Raw genomic sequence first — 18,606 nt, 5'->3', positions numbered from 1 at the left:
CTTCCTCCGGCCAGGCTATTTGGTCAGGAGCATCCGGGCAGAAACGCTGGCGAAATAGCCTAATGATGAGCAAGCTGTTAAGTTTGGCATACCAAATGGCGCAGCTTTAGTTTCTTCAGTCAGCTACAATGAAAAATCAAAAATTTATCACAAACATCATGAGAGTCGTCGCTGCCATGGTGACATTTGTGAGTATCTACCTATTTGCCCCCTGGGAGTATGCCTGGTATTACCTTCAACCGCTTCCGGCTACAGTACAGCAGGAGCTGAACAACGCAGTTGAGCAAGGGATTGATGGTGTGCTTGTATACGTTGATAAAAAGGGATCTGAGCCCACTTATTTTGTTAGTGGAGTCGATAACCGTGTCAGTCAGCAGCCGGTTCGCCCTGATGCCTTATTTAAAATCGGCAGTATAGCTAAGCTCTATGACGCTGCGGCCATCACGAAACTTGCGGCAGCGGGACAGTTGGTGTTGGACAAGCATTTAGCCGACTATCTGCCTTTTACCCGAGGACGAATTGAACATGCTGAGCAAATTACTGTTCGGATGATGGTGCAACATCGCAGTGGCATCCCCAATTTTACCGAGCACAAACGATTTCATTGGGGGGAATTGGATTTTGATATCCAGGAGCTGATCCTGGATCAGCCCGCTGATTTTGCTCCCGATACTGACTACGCCTATTCCAACAGCAATTACCTGTTGCTGCAGTTGATTATCGCCGCAATAACGGGCGCTCCCCATGGTGAATATATTGAACGCACTTTGTTAGCGCCATTGGGGTTAACCCGCACGTTTTTCTCTGTAGGGGAGGTCAATAAAAATGAATTAATGAGTGGTTATCACTTGGGCTATGACGATGATCTGCGGCACCTGGACCAGGGGTATGTGGCTACTGCAAAAGAGGTGGCAATCTTTTTGCGCGCTTTAAACGAGGGCGCTTTCTTTACTGAACAGGAGCGGCAGCTGTATGCCTCTCTCTATGGCTACAATCACAATGGTTGGGTACTGGGTTATCAAAGTATTGCCAGATACCATCCGCAGGAAGATATGGTGGTGATTCAGTTTGTCAGTACCACGGGCAACGATTTGGTGATGTTAACCGGTATTCTCTATGACCGGGTGCTCAGGATTTTGCGAAAGGCACCATCACAGCATTAGCGCCAGGCTTTGTTTTTTTGTGCCGATAACCACATTGGAGGTAAATTTCGCTACGTTTTCATTGTCCATAAATAATCCTTGTGACAATTGTTCAAAGTGCGCCATATCCTGACAAACCATAATGATCATAAAGTCAGCCTGGCCTGCAATATAAAAAACCTGTTGTACGGCATTAGTGTTATTTAGTTTTTCTGAAAAGCGGTTAATAGCGGCGGTTCCGCCTTTGTGTAAAACCACTTCTACTATCACGGTGACCAGCCCTTTAAAACTGTCCGGATTCAGAACAGCAATTTCTGATTTGATGGCGCCACTATCTTTGAGTTTTTTTATTCTTCGTTGTACAGAAGAGGCCGACAGGCCTATTTCTGCCCCAATCTCAAGACTGTTTTGGCTGCAGTCAGTTTGCAGGCGTTTGAGAATAGCGATGTCAAAATCATCCATGGGGATTATCTGCATAAAAGTAGTTAATATGACTAATAATAGTCAATATACCGCCTGTTTTGAACCACAAACTGCACAGCAGCACTCTATAATAGTGGTGTCAGTTAAGGAGTTGAAAATGAAAAGAGTTTTATATTCAGGTAATCGCAATGCCTCTAGCTGGGCATTTCGGGCCTGGCTAGCATTGAAAGAACAGGCAATAGATTTTGATGAGGTGATGGTAGATATCCGTCGTCCTCAACGATGGGACAACCTGGCCAGAATTGGGGAGTTCTCCCCACCCGCTGCTGTGCCGGTACTGGATGATGACGGATTTATTATTTTTGATTCGATGGCGATAATGGAATACGCCAATGAGATAGGGAATGGCAGTTTATTACCATCAGATGCCAAACAACGCGCTAAGGCCAGAAGTTTTGCCGCCTGGCAGCATTCTACGTTTGGTCGGGTGTGTTCGTGTTTGTTTTTTGAGAGCGCCTTCTATAAAGAAAAGCGAGCATTAACTCAGGACGAAATTGCCACACTCAATAAGGTATACGATATCTGGCAGCACACCATCGCCTCATTTTCAGGTGACTATCTGATTGGTGACTTTTCGCTGGCGGATATTATGCTGTTGCCTTCTGTTATCCGCTTTAATGCCCATTATCCGCCTGACGGACGCTGGCCACTGGTACAAAAGTGGTTCGAACAATTACAGAGTCGGCCCTTTGTAGTGGAATGGATGGATGAAGCTCATTCTCTTGAACCCATTTATTTACCGGGTTATCACAATGATCCGTAAAGGATAAGCGAAAACCAGGGCTATTTAGCCCTGGAAAAGAAACTATCAAATTCTCTTGGGAAGTGTTTTTTCATTGACTCGGTTCGCTGTGTTGTGGCCCGACCCAATAAGTTGTCGAGTTGACCGGCTGTTTCTTCCAACCAACCGGCCGTTGTGTGTACTTCGGAATCTGCCAATGTTTTGGCGAAACCTGCAGGAAGTCTGATATCGATTAAAAAGCTAACTCGCTGTTCTTCACTCTGGGTTATGGGAATAGCGGCCTGTTGCCAGGTACCATAAAGCCGGGAATTGATGTCATTACTCAGCAAAATGTCTTTAAAGGCGGGCTGTAATCGCATCGCAGTGAAACCGCAATACCGGTTATTAAAATTATTTGTCGTCACCATCATTATAATTCGTTGTTCAACGCCGCCATTTCCATCTACTTTTCGCGCAATTTCCTGCATTTATTCAACCGCCGACTCAGGCTTAATTGCAGGGCTTTTGTGAACAACCAACAACGTATTTTTGAAGACAATGACACGAGAAAAACCTGACGTAGAAATCGTTCGAGACGCATATGACTACTGTATGGACGCCATGCAGGATACCGATGCCAGCGACAAAGAAATTTTACGCGCCATTAATGACGAAATGAGCTCCGAAGGTTATGCGCCATTTCCCAGCCTCAAGGCGGTTAAATCTTACATCAAAGCAGCACGCAAAGATTAGTTTGCTGACTTCGGAAGTTTAATGAAAATTTGTTTTTTAATGTATCCGTGGGAAAAGATCTCCCACGATTCTGATTCTACTTTGCGTCTGATTCATGAGGCGGTGTCTCGTGGTCATACTGTTGCAGTAACCACTCCCAATAATTTAACGATGCGGGACAGTATCGCCAGCGCATTTTGCCGTGTGCTAAAAAAAGGTGTGGTGTCCAATAATATCGCAGCCTTTTACAAAAATGCTCAATTCCGCAAAGTACAATTGCCGTTGGCCGGGTTTGATGTAATTTTTATGCGCGCCAACCCACCACTGGATACCATGGCACTTAACTTCCTGGACTCAGTGCGCTCTGATACCTTTATCATGAATGATATCGACGGTTTGCGTCTGGCGAATAACAAGCTGTATACCGCGTCGTTGCATGATCCGCACAATGAGTTTATCCCGGTCACTCACGTTTCTAAAAATATCGATTACCTGTTGCGGGTACTGAAAGAAAACCCCAATGAGCGCATGATCATGAAACCCCTGAACGGTTACGGTGGCAGTGGCGTCATTATGGTGGAAAAGTCAGCTCACAGTTCGGTGAAGTCATTGCTGGAATTCTATGTCGCTGATGATAAGAACTACGTGATCCTACAGGATTATGTGGAGGGGGCTGAAAAAGGAGATGTGCGCATCTTGATGCTCAATGGTGAACCCATTGGCGCGATGCGTCGTGTGCCGTCTGAGAATGACATGCGCTCTAATATTCACGCCGGTGGTCAGGAAGTCAAACACGCGCTCACTAAACAGGAAAAACGCCTGTGTAAACACATTGGACCGAAACTGGTGCGTGATGGTTTGTATTTTGTGGGGCTGGATGTCATTAACGGCAAACTCATTGAAGTCAATGTCCTGAGCCCTGGTGGTATCACCCGTATCAACCGTTTAAACCGCGTCAAACTGCAAAAGCAAATCATAGACTTTGCGGAAAGTGTCGTGAGTGCCAAAGAGTTGGTGATCAGTCGTAAAAGTGAATTTCGCAAGGTAATCGAAGATGCAGACGCTATCTGAACAGCAGGTCATCAACAAAATCAATCATGGTGAGAGTTTCGTTGCGCAGTTGCTTGACGGCAGCCTGACTATTCACATCAGTGATTATCAGCCATTTATTGCTACGGCCATTCACAACGGTTCGCGTATGGCGGAATCGCTATTGGCAAAATGCGCCTTAAGCAATGCTGAGCGGTATTACGAAGAAGATCCACTGACCGGTGAATTTATCTCTTCGTTGCCCATAGTATTGCAGGCCGAAGATTCTCGTTATGAGTACGATCTGAATCGCGTACCGGAACATTGCATTTATTCTGTTGCCTGGGGCAAAAATGTCTGGAATGAGCCGCTGGCTAAATCCGAAATTGCCACCATTACGGCAAAGCACGACACCTACTATCGCATTTTACGGGCATTGCTTAAAAAGTTGGAAGCCCTGCACGGTTTTGCCGTGCTGTACGATATCCATTCATACAATTATCAACGCCGTGATCAACCCACACCGGTATTTAACATTGGCACTGAGCAAATCAACATGCGCAAATGGCGCAATGACATTGGTCGATTAGTGGGGCTTTTGGAAGGCGTTTCTCTGCCTAATGTGGAAAATCTGGTGGCAGTGAATGACGTTTTTTCTGGTTTAGGTTATCAGGCCAGCTTTGTAAAACAGTTTTTCCCCAATTGCCTGTGTATTCCGTTGGAACTGAAAAAGGTTTATATGGATGAACTGACCGGTGAACATTTTCCACTGGTGATTGAGCAGTTAAAAACCGAGCTAAAACGGGTGATTACCCAGCATATTTCTGTGATGATCGAAAAGCGTAAACGTCGTTCCCGTGTTAAAGCCGCAACGGTCTTGTCTTCCGCGCTACCCAAAGAAGTTCAGGTACTGGATAACGAGCTGTATAAATTAGCCAGAAACATGGACACCCTGGACTATATCAACCCGTTAAATCTGAAGCAGGAAAAGGCCGCATTTATGCGCCGTCCTCATCAGTATCGTCCGGCGTTTCGCTATCGCCAGTTGGACCTGGACCCATTTTTGTTCAAAGAGGCGTTATATCGGTTGCCGGTGGATGAAGTCCGCGATGCCAGTATTCAGCTGATGTATCGTCGGGTTATCGACCAGCTGGCAAAGCGTATTGATTTGCTGACCAGTATCGGCACCGAAGAGTTTTTATATAATTCCCTGCGGTATTATGGCCAACCCAGTGACGATGATATCAATAACGCGCAGTTTATATTGCACGCCAGAGTACACGACGAAGAACCAATGCTCAGCTACGAGCCGGAGCAAATTGTGCAGCGTTTTACCGATGCTGCACAGAGCTACGGCATTGATTGCAAAATCATTGTCACCGATAAAATCGTGGCTGGTGCGCTGGTCAGCGGTAAAACCCTGAAAATCAATCCAACCCGACGATTTGGTGAAAAAGAGCTCCAGGCACTTATTGATCACGAATTAGGTGTGCATATTGTAACCAGTGCCAATGCTGATATTCAGCCGTTAAAAGTACTGAAGATCGGTTTACCAGGCAATACTTACACGCAGGAAGGCCTGGCAATTTTGTCTGAGCATCTGGGGGGCAATATTCTGGTTTCCCGTCTGCACACCCTGGCATTGCGGGTAATAGCGGTGAATCGCATGATCCACGGAGACAACTTCAATGATGTTTATCACGAGTTGACCGAGCGCTATGAAATAAATCCGGACAGGGCGTTTACCATTACCGCACGGGTATTTCGCGGTGGCGGTTTTACCAAAGACTATTTGTATTTGAGCGGTTTAAGTCAGGCGATACGATTACATCAGCAGCGTAATCTTGACCCATTACTAATCGGAAAAACCTCATTTGAATTTATCGATATTCTGGATGAACTGATTTCCCGGGAAATCTTCCTGCCACCAAAATACAGACCGGCGCCATTTTGCCAAAGTGGTCCCCGTGACCAGGTGGTAGATTATTTGTTGTCGAGTATCCGATGAGTGCGATTGCCGAATTACGACATTTTGATGCTGAAGATGACGCACTCTTGTTCGAGCAGATCGCACAGGACATTCAGGAAAAAGGCTTCAGTATCAATCCCTGCGCGTTACCTGCAGCGCTGACAGAAAGCCTGTATCAGCAAGTGGTGCATATGCATCATGCAGAGTTTGAAGCTGCCGGGATTGGCAGGGCCAACGAGCACAATTTGAATGAATTTGTGCGCCGGGATGAAATATGCTGGATAAACGGTGACTCAGCAGCAGGCCAGCAATGGTTGCAATGGACATCTGCCTTGCAGACCTATTTAAATCGCCGATTGTTTTTGGGGTTATTTTCATTTGAAAGCCACTTTGCCATTTACGGCAAACAGGACTTTTATAAACGTCATCGGGACGCCTTTGCAGGCGAATCTAACCGGGTGTTATCGGTGGTGGCTTACCTGAATCACCAGTGGGCCCATCAGGATGGCGGTGAACTGGTGTTATATAAAGATGACCATGACATGGAGGGGAGCAGAGTGCTACCAACCTTTGGCACGGTTGCAGTGTTTCTCAGTGAGGAATTTCCCCATGAAGTTTTACCGGCTAATCGCGAGCGAATATCTATTGCCGGATGGTTCAGAGTCAACGGCTCACATCACGAACGGGTGGATCCGCCGCGTTAGGCCATTGCACAATAATAAACTGAAAACCAGGGCAAAATTACCCTGGTTTTTATTTGTTTGCCAGGGCAGCATTGAAGCGAGCCATAATGCCCCTGGCATCAGTGACGCTGTTGTGGATAACAAAGTAAATCGGGATTTCTGAAATCTTTTTATTGTTGAGTTGCACATCCGGCATATTCTTTTGCAGATAATCCATCAGCGCCCAGTAGCCCAATACATAATCAGCTTCGCCTTTGAGAAGAAGTTCAATCGCTTCAGGTTTAGTGTTTGCTACCACAAAATGTTGTTGTTGCTCTGTGGTCAGCGCTTCTTCGAGAAAACCCCCATAATTATATCCACGAGTCAGAATAACTTTTTGATTGGCCAGTTGTGAAATCCCTGAAATATCCGGTCGATCGTCTAACCAGAACACACGCAAATCAAATCGCGCAAACGGCAAGTCACTATATATCACGTTGTCCATACCGGGTACGCCTTTGGGTAACGCGCTCAACTGCACTTTTCCGGTGGCGATAGAGGAGTAGAATCTGGCCATTGGGGTATTGATGGCTTTGAATTCAATCTCTGCAATCTGCAATACCGGCTTGAGTTGCTTGATCCAGAGTCCGTCCAGTTTCCCGTCAATATCAAAGTAAGTATAAGGTGGGAAAAACGGCGCAGCCAGGCGCATTTTGTCTTCGGCTAATGTACCCGTTGAGCACATTATTAACGTCACTATAAACAGATAACGGCGTAGCGGCATATTGTTAGTTCCGGTGGTTTTTTATACTATCAAGAACAGCTTAGCTTAAAATTTATCCATATGACAACCGTCATGACTTGCTTTTGATTTTCAAACTTATCCGGGACCGAAAGGGGACTACACCGCCTTGCGGCAGGCGCTGTCAGCTGCTGGAGCTGTCTTACAGGGTATTCAGGAGTGACTTACTGGACGGTATACAATGTTGGTTTGTTTGGCAGCTCATGCTCGAGTTTTAGTTTCCACTGCTGGTAGTAATCATCGGAATAGCCGTATTCAGCAAACAGAAATTGCACATCCTGGGACAGATAAAGCTTCGCCAGTCCCTGATTAATACGCTCTAAAGTGCCGGCAGCGTGGGTTCCTTGTTTTGCCATAACCCGGCTGTAGTTAACTGAAAGAGGATCACCAACCTGTTGCAGGCATGGCGCCTTGTATTCACAATAGTGGACGGTGACACCGTGGCTTTGCAATATATAGTTGATCCGGCCCGACTGCAGCAGCCTGACGAGGTGTTGTCTTTCCCGCGCCGAATAGATGTGTTCAAAGCCAAACTCATGAGCCAGATCTTCCTGGACCGAATTGGAGATGACGCCTACGGTATCGTACTCAAGGTTAATGTCTGAATATTCCCGCACGGGGTTTTCTACGGTGGTAAACAAGGCTGAATAATCGGTCGCCAGTGGCAAACTAAAACTGGCCCACTGGCTGCGCTGCTCAGTTTTAAATGCGCCAAACACCAGATCCAGGCGTTCATCCTTGAGTCGGTTCATGGCGGATTGCCAAGTGGTCGCGATAGGAAGTAGATTTACTTTTTCGGCTTCAGCGGCCATTTCGATTAATCGCCAGGAAAGCCCATAAGGCCTGGATGACTTAATTTGTTTTTCATGATCATCAAAAACAGCGATTACAATGTCTTGTCTGGCCTGGTCAACATTGCTATCCGTAGTAACGATGGCAGGTTGAGCAATAACACTGTGGCTGAGCACCATCAACAACAAAAATACACCACAGCATACTGTCATCTGAAACAGATAAGTAATGATCCTTTCTGTGGTTTGTTGTTTTTTAGTGTTATTCATTATTATGTTTATAATCAATACCCTAAGTGAGTACCGATAGTTTTTCCCCTGGATTCCGCTTGTATCGGCTGAAGTGAAAAAAACTGCACTGCTTTTTTCGCTTCACCGTTTTACATTGCGCATTTTGCTGTTACGCAATGAACTCTGAGGCAATTGTCCGGCAATCCGCATTGCTGAGCTATTAGCTAATTTCCCGAACCCTTGTAAGAGATTGACCATAAAACAGGATTAAATCGTTGTTTTGTATAGATAAACTACCGAAAAGCTGGGTAGTCTTCACTGGAGGGAATTAGCGGTTGAGCTTGTTCAATAGCAGTCCACGCAAATAACGGGCAGTATTATTATCCAGTGGATTCAGGATCCCCCTGTTAGCCGGTGGAATGTGTGCTTGTTCTTCAGGTGAGAACACATAGTGCTCAAACACCTCCCGCCAGTATGCTCTTTGCTGTGGCGGCAGTTCCCGGATACTGAGAATTGCATGCATTAGCGCATCTGCAGGGGCACCAATGAAATTGTCTACCTGTCGCCACCAGTAATTGATAAGCACGTTAAAGTCTGCGAGTCCTTCGACGTGGTGCCACCACATGCTGGGGATGTATATTGCGTCACCAGGCCCCAAATCGGCGACTACAGCGTGCTGCAGTGCCTCTTCAAATAAGGGAAAGCGTTTTAAGTCCGGATTGTGAAAATCCACCAGGCTGGCTGGCTGGCCGGCAGGGGTAAAATCCAGCGGTCCAATGTACAGATTTTTAATTTGCTCCGGAGGAAACAAAGTAAACCGGCGTCTTCCCGCCACGACGCAAGCGATATTATCCGGGGCATCGTAGTGAGCCGCGATACGGCTTTGATTACCCAGCCAGATACTGACTAAGGCTTTGCTGTGCAAGGCGGGTAAGTCGTTGTCCTGACGAAAGCCCGGCAGAATGTGATCTATCGCAGTCGAACCAACATAGAGGGTATCCCGCTCGGATTGTTCGCTTTGTTTTAATTCGTTAAAAACCTGATCTAACGAGTCTTTGCTGCGACTAAAATTAAATCCGGTCAGCGTTTCGTTGTAAAACAAACGGCCGTTATTGCTGGCGTCTGTGCGCATTACATGCACGGGCTTGTGATTGTAAAAACCCGCTAAATACGCCATAACAGCGTCTGGCTTGTTATGGCATTGTTGCACTACTGGCCATTCGCTCACATAGCCCCGCAAAATCACGGGGGCGGCGTTTTCCAGCAGACCCTCTGGCAAGGTCTGCTCACAAGCAACCGCAATTTCGGCCATGCTTTGCACTATTTTGCGGCCAGTCTTTTATTTTTAAGCGCTATCAATCTTGCGATATTTTGCAGTGAGGCATCCATCATATAAATCAGCTCCAGCATGCCATTTTTGTGCAGGCTGGCCACCTGTTCGCCGCTGAGTTCCCGCAGTTTATCCTCATGAATGGTGTATAAGCCAGCAAGCTCAACATTTTCACCGTTGTCCAGTTTCGCTTTCAGGTTGACCGACTCCATAAGTTCCAGTGACTGCAAGGTTTCGACAAACGCCTGAGTGTGCATCCAGCCCTGTTGCAGAGCATTGAGCACGGCGCTGATGTGTTGCAGATAGGGACTTTGTCCGCCTTGCTCCAAAAACAGCGGCTCGCCTTCAGTCTGGCTGATGCGGGGGCTGTCCATATCAATGTGTACTACGGCTTTATCTTCAGGGGTGGCGGGATCATTAGAACTTTGGAAGCCAATCAAAAATGGACGACGTTGCACCGAAAGGGGAAGGTAGTGGGCGTGCCAGCCATTGTCATCCAAAAACAGGTTTTCTTGTTCCGCCATACCGAACATGGCAATGATTTCGAATTGCCCGGTTTCATTGTTCTTTCTGAAAAATAATGGGTAATCAGCTTGTGCCGCTTTTAACTCCGAGGGAACAATTCTGGCGTAACTGTGGTTATCGCCATATTGAGGGTGTTGTGCGGTAATAACTTTGATGTCTTTGTGGGTAATATTGTCTAATAATTGGTGGTTGGCCATCATGGCTCCCTAATTTGGTAAATTATTCTTCGTCGTGGTTTGCAAAAACCACGCTTAAATGGTTTGCAGCCCGTAGTTTATTATTTTATTGATCAATTCTCTATTAGTGGGTAATCCACTGAGCAATTTTCGGGTCATTTCCTGATTTTTGGCAAAGTGCTGTTGCGCTAACCGTTCATTGGCGGAGCGTCTTTGCGTAGCACCGGGCTGGGTATGGAAACCCATGCCATACAGCACATACTGATAACTGGCAGACGGGAATACCTCGTCTATCTGAGTAAAATCCTGATGCCAGGGAGACTGATAACGCCAAAGTTGTAACAGGGATTGCAGTTCCTGTGGAATGGTTTCTGCGCGGCAATTGTCGAGCCAGTAATCACTATCTGTGCGTTTGGTGAGCACATAATGCAGTTTTAAGAAGTCAATAATGCGATCCCAGCGATAGCGGAATTTATCATTAAAGCGCCTGGCGACTATGTCCATGACGGTCCGGGTTGCGGGCATTTGCTCACTTATCATTGCCGCTGAAAGCTCTACCAACACTAATGCAGAGGCTTCCAAAGGTTCTAAAAATCCGGCTGACAGACCTACTGCAACACAGTTTTTATGCCAAAACACTTCTCTGTGACCTGGCTGAATATCAATCTTCCTGAGGGTTAAATCATTGGCCTTTTTGCCGATACTTGCGCTGAGGTAGTTGCGCAGCTCCTGCTCCGCGCCGTCCTGCGATTGATGGGCGCTGGAATAAACATGGCCAACGCCTCGTCGGGTGGGTAATCCGATATCCCAGATCCAGCCAGCCGATTGGGCTGTTGAAATGGTGTGACTGGCTATCGCACTTTGCTCATCAGGGTAGGGAACCTGTACCGCAAGGGCGGTATCATTAAACAACACCTCTTTACAGCTTTTGAAGGGGATCCCAAAATGTTTACCTAACAGCAGGGCATTAAAACCGGTGCAATCAATAAACAGGTCGCCCTGCAATGCCCCGTGTTGTCGTGTTTGCAGTGAAGCGATGTCGCCGTTGTCATGGCTGTTGACGCCTTCTACGTGATCTAAAATATGCACGGCACCCAGTTTTTCGGTGCAATGTTTCTGCAAAAAAGTGGAAAACTTACCGGCATCCAGGTGATAGGCGTAATTCGCAACATGTGCATATTCTGGTGTGGTGTTTTGTTTTGGAGCCAGCCCCTGTTCGCAAAGGTGGCTTTGAAAACAAACTGCATCAGCAAAAGAGACTTTATCAGCGTGCTCCGTCCAGAAGGGTACCAGGTTTATATCGCTATAACCCTGCGGCAAAACCAACGGATGGTAATAAGCATCGTCCTTTGCACCGGTAACCCATTGGGCAAATTTGGCCCCTTGTTTGAATGAGGCATCGCATTCTCTGAAAAAGTCGGTTTCGCGAATACCGGCTTTGCGCAACGTACCCCGCATGGTGGGCCAGGTACCTTCACCGACACCAATGGTTTTTACATCCGGTGATTCAATCAGGGTTATCTGTAAGCCATTTTCTGAATTGGCACAGTGTTCCGCTGCCAGTACTGCGCAGGTAAGCCAGCCAGCGGAACCTCCACCGACAATAACCACTTTTCTGATCTCTTTATCCAAATCGGACTCCAAATTCACTTTTTTAAAGTGTACAACATTAAAAAAAAGCCGCACAAGGCGGCTTTGATTTAATTGCCTTTGTTGTTATTCAAAGGTGTACCTGACGCCCAGCGCATAACGCGGTCCGTACTGTCTGCCGAACAGGAATTGGTTGCGATAGCGACCGTAACCTTCTTCGGTTTCATTGGTAATGTTGTAGCCTTCCAGGAAGATAGTCAGCTCTTCAGTGTGATCATAGTTGATGCTGAAATCAGTAATACTGGTATCACGGAAGTACTGAGGTGGCGCATCTGCAGAACCCTGCTCCTGGCCAACACCAATCAGATAATCATCACGCCAGGTATGGGTTAGCTTGATTGACCACTGATCATCTTCATAGAATACCTGGAAGTTAGCTGAATCACTGACACCTGGCAGTGGTTCCTGCACCACTAACAGGTCGTTGTCATATTCAGAGTCACTGTCCACAACCGTGGCATTCAATGAAACCCCAAAGCCGGTATCTGCGATCATGTGTTGTATCGCAAACTCGATACCATCAACCGTTTTTTCAGAAGGATCGTTAACCGGCTGATTGACCAGCCACTCTACCAGTGGATCATCATCCTGCTGGCGAACAATCTGGGTCTGACAACAATCGTCATCTACACCACCACCATTTTCGATGATGCGTTCCCAAATTGCGGTGACAGTCGGTTGAATACCTTCAGCTTCCAATTGAGAAATCGCAGCCGTTGCTCGCGGACCGATAAAGGGATCGCGTAAACCGTCAAAGGTCAGAACATTCGCTCCATTGACGATAAAGTTCTTAACATCTTTTCTGAAATAACCCAAAGAAACATAACTGGCCTCGTCGTAATACCATTCAAACGACAAATCCAGGTTTGTGGATTCAAACGGCTCCAGACCGGGGTTACCTGAGCCACCAGTTCTGCTGCCAGGTTTGGGGTTAGGGGACAGGCTACGCCCGGCGCTCATATTACCCAATGAGGCCCGTGAAATGGTTTTACCTGTGGAGAAACGAACAAACATGTCGTCCATTATTTCATATCTCAGATCCAGAGAGGGCAACAGCACATCATATTCACCCGTACCTGAAACGAAGACATCATCTCCTTCGCGGAATCTCAACTGCCATTCGGTGGGGTTTGACCACACCAGGAAGTCCTCGGCACGTTGCAAATTGGTGCTGAGTATTTCGGTTTCTTCGTAACGAATACCGACATTGACATCCAGGATGCGGTTTGCAATTTCAAACTCCATCTTGGCAGCGAGATAAGCCGACAGGGTTTCTTCATTGATATCACCCTGCGATATCTGGCCTGACGTGTTGAATGGGTCAGAATTGAAGTTTGGAAAGTATGCCTGCAATCGGGACAGCGCCTCACTCAGATCCCAGTCGTAATAATAATTGGTACCTAGTGCGCTACCACCACCGGCGAATTCGTCCAGCAGATCACCGGTTTCCACCCGGGTGAACATACTGTCGGGGAATACGGCCTGGTTGCCATTGTAGCCATTCGGCCCCTGGTTTCCACCAAACCCGGTACGACCACCGAAGTATTGCTCTGTATAGGCCGCGCCCGCTTTCACATCAACCAGGAAACTGTCATTGGGGTTTAACCATTTGCCATCAATTTGGAACTGCTCCACAGAGGATTCGCCGATATTGCGGGAGAATTGCGCGAACAATGGATCAATATCATTCGGATTTGCTTCCGCGGCACCATTTGGCCAGGTCATTTCAAAGTGAGGTATTTCACTGTTGGTGAAATCATAGGTTTTGGTCACGATGTTGTTCGGCGCAATAATCAGCAATGAGCTGGCGTTAGTGCCTTCATCTAAACCATCATCGTAGGTGACTTTGGAGTCGTGATAATCCATTTCAACGTGGAAGTCATCATTAATTTGCCATTCCCAGTTAAAGCCGACAGAGTCTTGCTCGACACCTATCGTGCTGGCCGTGCGCGAATGGGCAAAATCATTTTGCACTTCGGTAAAGCGTGTCGCTGTACCATTTTCATCCAACTCGTAATTTGTGACGTTGCCGCCGAAGTTAAACCAGATACCGAATCCATAGCCTTCAAGCGATGTTTCTGCCTCGTTGTAGAGGTAATCAGCGGTGAACGTCATGTCGTCGCGAGGTGCAAATTGCAAGGTCAGATGGGTGTTAGTCCGGTAGCGTTGTACATCATTGACATCATAGGATATCTGACGCGGTAAAAAGGTGTTACCCACACGACCATCGGCTACACCATCTAACAAATCTTGCTCTTCGCTGGTAGCTTCAGGGCGAGGGTCGATATTGTTTGTTGCCGCGCCAAATGGTCCGGTATTCGCCTGCCAGCCGGGAATGTTGGCACTTTGTTGTTGGAAATCGCGTTCCTGGTAGGAGGCCGTGATAGAAATACCAATTTTATTATCCATAAAGGTATTGCTGTACATGGCCGCAATTTCAGGGGTAACGTCATCACCCAGCTCATTGGACTCATCATAAATGCCTTTCGCTGACACTGTGTACTTTAACCCAGGAGAAGCCAGAGGCTTACCGGTTTCGATGTCAACTGTCGCGCCCAAACCACCACTGGGAACATCAACGCGGCTGGATTTATAGACCGACAAGGTGCTGACACCTGCCGAGGATAAATTGGCCAAATCAAAGGAACGAGAGTTGCCGGTGCCCGGCATCTGACGGCCATTTAGTGTCAACAGGTTAAAACTGGGGCCGAAACCCCGAACGGTAATTTCACTACCCTCGTTATTGCTTCGGCTGATTGTCACCCCGGTTATCCGTTGCAGTGATTCTGCCAGGTTAGTGTCCGGGAATTTGCCCATTTCCTCAGCGGAAATAGCATCTACGATACCGGACGATTCGCGTTTGATATCCATAGAGCGGGCCATACTGCCGCGAATACCGGATACCTGAATTATTTCAACATTACTGTCTTCTGCAGACTCTTCAACTTCCTGAGCTGACAATGGAGACAATGCTGTGGCGCCCAGCAACATGGAAATGGTTGCTGACAGGCGTTTTTTTGAAAAGTTGGTCTGTTTCATAATAACCCTACTTTTTTGTGTGCTGTATCTGCAACCCTAAGCTGATGCTTCAGTGTGGGTTGCAGAGTTGCGTTATTCCAATCTGCGATGCAGTGTGATTAATTCTCAGTGAACATAGCGTTGTCGATTTGGTAGATGGCGCCGCCACCTGTGCCCCAGGCCGGGAAAACCATCACCACATCAATACCACTGACGTCTAAGCCCGCATCCAATAAGGTGAGCAAATCAAAGCTGTAGGTTTGCCATTCACCGGTGATCGGATCCAAACCTTCGTTACTGGTATTTAATGCCACCTCTACAAATGAGGTATTACCATGTGCTTCGATTTTGAGTAGCCAGCTGGTGTCGCCTGATGGGGCATTTACCACACGCATGTCAAACTGGAACTTACCGGCAGAAAGATACGCTGAGGCATCGAACACCTGTCCCTGATCACGGCCATTGAAACCCATCACAGTGCCGTTGTTATCCAGAATCTGGAATTCAGCCACTGCGCCATGTCCATCATCCAGCATTTGCACTGCCGGTGTGGTACCGCCGCAACAATCCCACATTGGCCAGTTCTCATTTTCGCTGTCGGCAAACAGTGTCAGAGCGGCGTTGGCAGAGCTGCCGCCACCTGAACCACCGCCCGATATGTCACTGGGGTTACCAACATAGACATTGTCTACGCGATAGGTTGCACCCTCACCAGTGCCCCAGGCAGGGAAGATCATAATCACATCAATACCACTGACGTCTAAACCAGCATCACTCAAACTTAATAAGTCAAAGGTGTAGGTTTGCCATTCGCCTGTTACCGGGTCCACGCCTTCCTGACTGGTATTCAAAGGCACTTCTACGAATGAGGTGTTGCCATGCGCTTCGATTTTTAACAACCAGTCTGTGCTGGAAGAGGGCGGTGATACCACTTTCATTTCAAATTGAAATACCCCGGTAGTCAGAATGCTACTGGCATCGAAAGGTTCGCCGCTGTCACGGCTGTTAAATCCCATCACAGTGCCGTTGTTGTCCAGAATCTGAAATTCCGCTACAGAACCATGATCGGCATCGTCCATTGCGACGGCGGGCGTAGTGCCACCACAGCAATCCCACATCGGCCAAGCTTCGTTTTCCGCATCAGCGAAAACCGCTAACAGAGGACCGGTTGAGCTACCTGAGGAAGCATTAGGATCATAGATTTTAGCGTTATCTACTCTGTACGTTGCGCCTGCACCTGTTCCCCAAGCCGGGAAAATCATCACGATATCAATGCCGCTGACATCCAGTCCCGCATCTGACAAAGCCAGCAGAGGGAAGGTGTAAGTTTGCCATTCGCCGGTGACCGGATCCTGACCCTGAGTACTGGTGTTTAGCGTAACTTCGGCAAAAGAAGTGTTGCCGTGCGCTTCGACCTTGAGCAACCAACTGGTTTCGCCTGCAGGGGCATTAACCACTTTCATGTCAAACTCAAGTACGCCATCAGACAGAATACTGGAAGCGTCAAACGGGCCATTGTCACGGCCAAAGAAGCCCATTACCGTACCGTTGTTATCCAGAATTTCGAACTCTGCCACAGTACCGTGCTCTTCATCGTCCATGGCTTCAACCGGCGTTGTTCCGCCACAGCAATCCCAAAGTGGCCATTCGATATTGGCGCTGTCTTCAAACAGTACCAGTTCAACCGAAGGTGCACTGCCTTCCGGACCGACAATCAGGTTGTCTACACGGAATGTCGCGCCATCACCTGTGCCCCAGGCCGGGAAAATCATAATGACATCAATACCGCTGACATCCAGTCCTTGATCAGACAGGTAGGATAGCGGGAAGGTGTAGGTTTGCCATTCACCCAATACCGGATCAGCGCCTTCAGTGCTGGCATTCAGAGGTACTTCGGCAAATGACGTATTGCCATTGGCTTCAACTTTTAACAACCAGCTCGTGGCGGTGGTAGGTTCTGTGACCACTTTCATATCAAAGCGCAGGCTACCATCAGACAAGGATGGCGAGGCATCCAGTGCGCCGGCATCGCGACCATAAAAGCCCAATACTGTGCCGTTGTTGTCCAGGATTTTAAATTCCGCTACCGCACCGTGTTGTGCATCATCCATTACCACTTCAGGGGTCGTACCGCCGCAGCAGTCCCACAATGGCCAATCTGGATTTTCTTCATCAGCAAAAATGGTTACCGGATCAACTGACGGTGGAGCTGGCGGTGTAGGGATAGGCGCTGCGCCTTCTACCAATCCGTCGCCTTCTTCATCATAGCCAGGGCGAACCGTTTCGCAGCCTTTACCGGTGTTTCGGTCAGACGAACACTCGTAAACCCGAACATAGTCCACTTGCATGGCCTGACCGCCTTCAAAGGCACTTTCATCAATGCCCAAATTGTTAACGTTTTCAGGCCAGTTTCCACCAACGGCAAAATTCAGAATCATATGAAAATTTTGGTCAAATGGAGCGGCGCTATAAACGTTTTCTTCTTCGCCGGTGACTGAGTTAAATTGTGGCACAAACCAGCCGCGGTGAGAAAGGCCCACGGCCGTACCGTCATTCAGCCTTCTGACCACTGATTTGCGTTGTGTCGCAAACAGGTAACCATCCATATACCAGCGAATTTCGCCTTCCTGCCATTCGATAGCGTATGTGTGGAAGCCGTCAGCCGGGTTGCTGGTTGGGGTATAGCTCTGGCCTGAACTCATATTGTTGGGCCAGTCGAATCCATAGTGCAAGGTACCGTGAATGTTAGATTCGGCAACACCGCTTTCGGCGTCTACAACACCCAGGTTAACCGCTTCTAAAATATCAATTTCACCCGATTTGGGCCAACCGCCATATTCTTCATCTGTAGGCAGCATCCAGAATGCCGGCCAGGAACCTTGTCCCTGGGGTAATTTTATACGGGCTTCGAAACGACCATAGGTAAAATCACCTTTGTATTTAGTGTTTAATCGCGCCGAAGTATAGGGCAGTGGGAGATCCTGATCTTCGGAGGTGGGCATGGCAACAATATTAAGCATGCCGTCAGTAACAAAAGAGTTACGCGGGTCATCGGTATAACATTGTTTTTCATTGTTGCCGCCGCCCTGACAATTGACCTCATGGGTCCATTTGTCAGAATCAATGTCGGCGCCGTCAAATTCATCGCTCCATACTAATTCCCAGTCACTGTCCGGCTGGTCTGTGGCCGTTACAGGTGGGGTTGCGATCGATGGGTCTATGATTGTATTCGTGGTGTCACTACCACCGCCGCACCCTAACAGACCGGCTGATAGTAAGGAAGCTGAGATAATGTGTGTGAGCTTGTTCGCTCTGTAACTTACCATGTTGCTCTCCAAAGTCATT

The 18,606-nt window shown here is 47.7% G+C and carries 14 protein-coding genes and 1 pseudogene; 6 read left to right on the top strand and 9 right to left on the bottom strand.

Annotated elements, in window-relative coordinates; all coding sequences use genetic code 11:
* The first annotated feature begins 128 nt into the window (after positions 1-128).
* Positions 129-1,163: a serine hydrolase domain-containing protein gene (locus tag LJ740_RS04500; protein ID WP_229527847.1), complete on the top strand. Its 1,035-nt coding sequence runs from the start codon at positions 129-131 to the stop codon at positions 1,161-1,163.
* On the opposite strand, the gene LJ740_RS04495 is transcribed toward LJ740_RS04500, so the two are convergent.
* Complete coding sequence (locus tag LJ740_RS04495; protein WP_229527846.1) at positions 1,152-1,604, bottom strand: Lrp/AsnC family transcriptional regulator; 453 nt, start codon at positions 1,602-1,604, stop codon at positions 1,152-1,154. The two genes, LJ740_RS04500 and LJ740_RS04495, sit on opposite strands and share 12 nt — an antisense overlap.
* A 118-nt stretch (positions 1,605-1,722) precedes the next feature.
* Between LJ740_RS04495 and LJ740_RS04490 the strand changes: the two genes are divergently transcribed.
* Positions 1,723-2,388, top strand: a complete 666-nt coding sequence (locus LJ740_RS04490) for a glutathione S-transferase family protein (RefSeq protein WP_229527845.1) — start codon at positions 1,723-1,725, stop codon at positions 2,386-2,388.
* Between the two features lie 20 nt (positions 2,389-2,408).
* On the opposite strand, the gene LJ740_RS04485 is transcribed toward LJ740_RS04490, so the two are convergent.
* A complete protein-coding gene (locus LJ740_RS04485) occupies positions 2,409-2,726 on the bottom strand; it encodes a hypothetical protein (protein WP_229527844.1) in 318 nt (105 codons plus the stop codon).
* Positions 2,727-2,904: 178 nt separating this feature from the next.
* Here LJ740_RS04485 and LJ740_RS04480 point away from each other — a divergent pair, with 178 nt between their 5' ends.
* The 4 genes from LJ740_RS04480 to LJ740_RS04465 are packed head-to-tail and all read left to right on the top strand — an operon-like array spanning position 2,905 to position 6,780.
* Positions 2,905-3,099, top strand: a complete 195-nt coding sequence (locus LJ740_RS04480) for a hypothetical protein (protein ID WP_229527843.1) — start codon at positions 2,905-2,907, stop codon at positions 3,097-3,099.
* Positions 3,100-3,120: 21 nt separating this feature from the next.
* Positions 3,121-4,149 carry a glutathione synthase gene (gshB, locus tag LJ740_RS04475; protein WP_229527842.1) on the top strand — a complete coding sequence of 343 codons (1,029 nt, stop codon included), beginning with the start codon at positions 3,121-3,123 and terminating at the stop codon, positions 4,147-4,149.
* The gene (locus LJ740_RS04470) at positions 4,133-6,115 is read left to right on the top strand and encodes a flavohemoglobin expression-modulating QEGLA motif protein (protein WP_229527841.1); all 1,983 of its coding nucleotides are present in this window, start codon (positions 4,133-4,135) and stop codon (positions 6,113-6,115) included. Before gshB ends, LJ740_RS04470 begins: the two co-directional genes overlap by 17 nt.
* Complete coding sequence (locus LJ740_RS04465) at positions 6,112-6,780, top strand: 2OG-Fe(II) oxygenase (protein ID WP_229527840.1); 669 nt, start codon at positions 6,112-6,114, stop codon at positions 6,778-6,780. Before LJ740_RS04470 ends, LJ740_RS04465 begins: the two co-directional genes overlap by 4 nt.
* Positions 6,781-6,829: 49 nt before the next feature.
* Here LJ740_RS04465 and LJ740_RS04460 read toward each other — a convergent pair whose 3' ends face one another.
* The 7 genes and pseudogenes from LJ740_RS04460 to LJ740_RS04430 all read right to left on the bottom strand — a co-directional run.
* Complete coding sequence (locus tag LJ740_RS04460; RefSeq protein WP_229527839.1) at positions 6,830-7,522, bottom strand: substrate-binding periplasmic protein; 693 nt, start codon at positions 7,520-7,522, stop codon at positions 6,830-6,832.
* A 182-nt stretch (positions 7,523-7,704) separates the two neighbouring features.
* Positions 7,705-8,601: a substrate-binding periplasmic protein gene (locus LJ740_RS04455; RefSeq protein WP_229527838.1), complete on the bottom strand. Its 897-nt coding sequence runs from the start codon at positions 8,599-8,601 to the stop codon at positions 7,705-7,707.
* Positions 8,602-8,890: 289 nt separating this feature from the next.
* The gene (locus tag LJ740_RS04450) at positions 8,891-9,874 is read right to left on the bottom strand and encodes a cupin-like domain-containing protein (RefSeq protein ID WP_229527837.1); all 984 of its coding nucleotides are present in this window, start codon (positions 9,872-9,874) and stop codon (positions 8,891-8,893) included.
* A gap of 8 nt (positions 9,875-9,882) precedes the next feature.
* Positions 9,883-10,614: a SapC family protein gene (locus LJ740_RS04445; protein ID WP_229527836.1), complete on the bottom strand. Its 732-nt coding sequence runs from the start codon at positions 10,612-10,614 to the stop codon at positions 9,883-9,885.
* A gap of 54 nt (positions 10,615-10,668) precedes the next feature.
* Positions 10,669-12,225 carry a tryptophan halogenase family protein gene (locus LJ740_RS04440; RefSeq protein WP_229527835.1) on the bottom strand — a complete coding sequence of 519 codons (1,557 nt, stop codon included), beginning with the start codon at positions 12,223-12,225 and terminating at the stop codon, positions 10,669-10,671.
* An 84-nt stretch (positions 12,226-12,309) separates the two neighbouring features.
* The gene (locus tag LJ740_RS04435; RefSeq protein ID WP_229527834.1) at positions 12,310-15,282 is read right to left on the bottom strand and encodes a TonB-dependent receptor; all 2,973 of its coding nucleotides are present in this window, start codon (positions 15,280-15,282) and stop codon (positions 12,310-12,312) included.
* A 644-nt stretch (positions 15,283-15,926) separates the two neighbouring features.
* A pseudogene (locus tag LJ740_RS04430) lies at positions 15,927-18,587 on the bottom strand (family 16 glycosylhydrolase); the annotation flags it as partial.
* Positions 18,588-18,606 lie beyond the last annotated feature (19 nt).

Source organism: Planctobacterium marinum, assembly GCF_020687805.1.
Classification (GTDB): domain Bacteria; phylum Pseudomonadota; class Gammaproteobacteria; order Enterobacterales; family Alteromonadaceae; genus Planctobacterium; species Planctobacterium marinum.
The sequence above is the reverse complement of the archived record's forward strand: the minus strand, read 5'-3'. Positions and strand labels throughout refer to the sequence as shown.

Bases quoted from the DNA above. Each gene is read 5' to 3' on its own strand.
- LJ740_RS04500 (WP_229527847.1), top strand. From the start codon at position 129: ATGAAAAATCAAAAATTTATCACAAACATCATGAGAGTCGTCGCTGCC.
- LJ740_RS04495 (WP_229527846.1), bottom strand. From the start codon at position 1,604: ATGGATGATTTTGACATCGCTATTCTCAAACGCCTGCAAACTGACTGC.
- LJ740_RS04490 (WP_229527845.1), top strand. From the start codon at position 1,723: ATGAAAAGAGTTTTATATTCAGGTAATCGCAATGCCTCTAGCTGGGCA.
- LJ740_RS04485 (WP_229527844.1), bottom strand. From the start codon at position 2,726: ATGCGATTACAGCCCGCCTTTAAAGACATTTTGCTGAGTAATGACATC.
- LJ740_RS04480 (WP_229527843.1), top strand. From the start codon at position 2,905: ATGACACGAGAAAAACCTGACGTAGAAATCGTTCGAGACGCATATGAC.
- gshB (WP_229527842.1), top strand. From the start codon at position 3,121: ATGAAAATTTGTTTTTTAATGTATCCGTGGGAAAAGATCTCCCACGAT.
- LJ740_RS04470 (WP_229527841.1), top strand. From the start codon at position 4,133: ATGCAGACGCTATCTGAACAGCAGGTCATCAACAAAATCAATCATGGT.
- LJ740_RS04465 (WP_229527840.1), top strand. From the start codon at position 6,112: ATGAGTGCGATTGCCGAATTACGACATTTTGATGCTGAAGATGACGCA.
- LJ740_RS04460 (WP_229527839.1), bottom strand. From the start codon at position 7,522: ATGCCGCTACGCCGTTATCTGTTTATAGTGACGTTAATAATGTGCTCA.
- LJ740_RS04455 (WP_229527838.1), bottom strand. From the start codon at position 8,601: ATGAATAACACTAAAAAACAACAAACCACAGAAAGGATCATTACTTAT.
- LJ740_RS04450 (WP_229527837.1), bottom strand. From the start codon at position 9,874: ATGGCCGAAATTGCGGTTGCTTGTGAGCAGACCTTGCCAGAGGGTCTG.
- LJ740_RS04445 (WP_229527836.1), bottom strand. From the start codon at position 10,614: ATGGCCAACCACCAATTATTAGACAATATTACCCACAAAGACATCAAA.
- LJ740_RS04435 (WP_229527834.1), bottom strand. From the start codon at position 15,282: ATGAAACAGACCAACTTTTCAAAAAAACGCCTGTCAGCAACCATTTCC.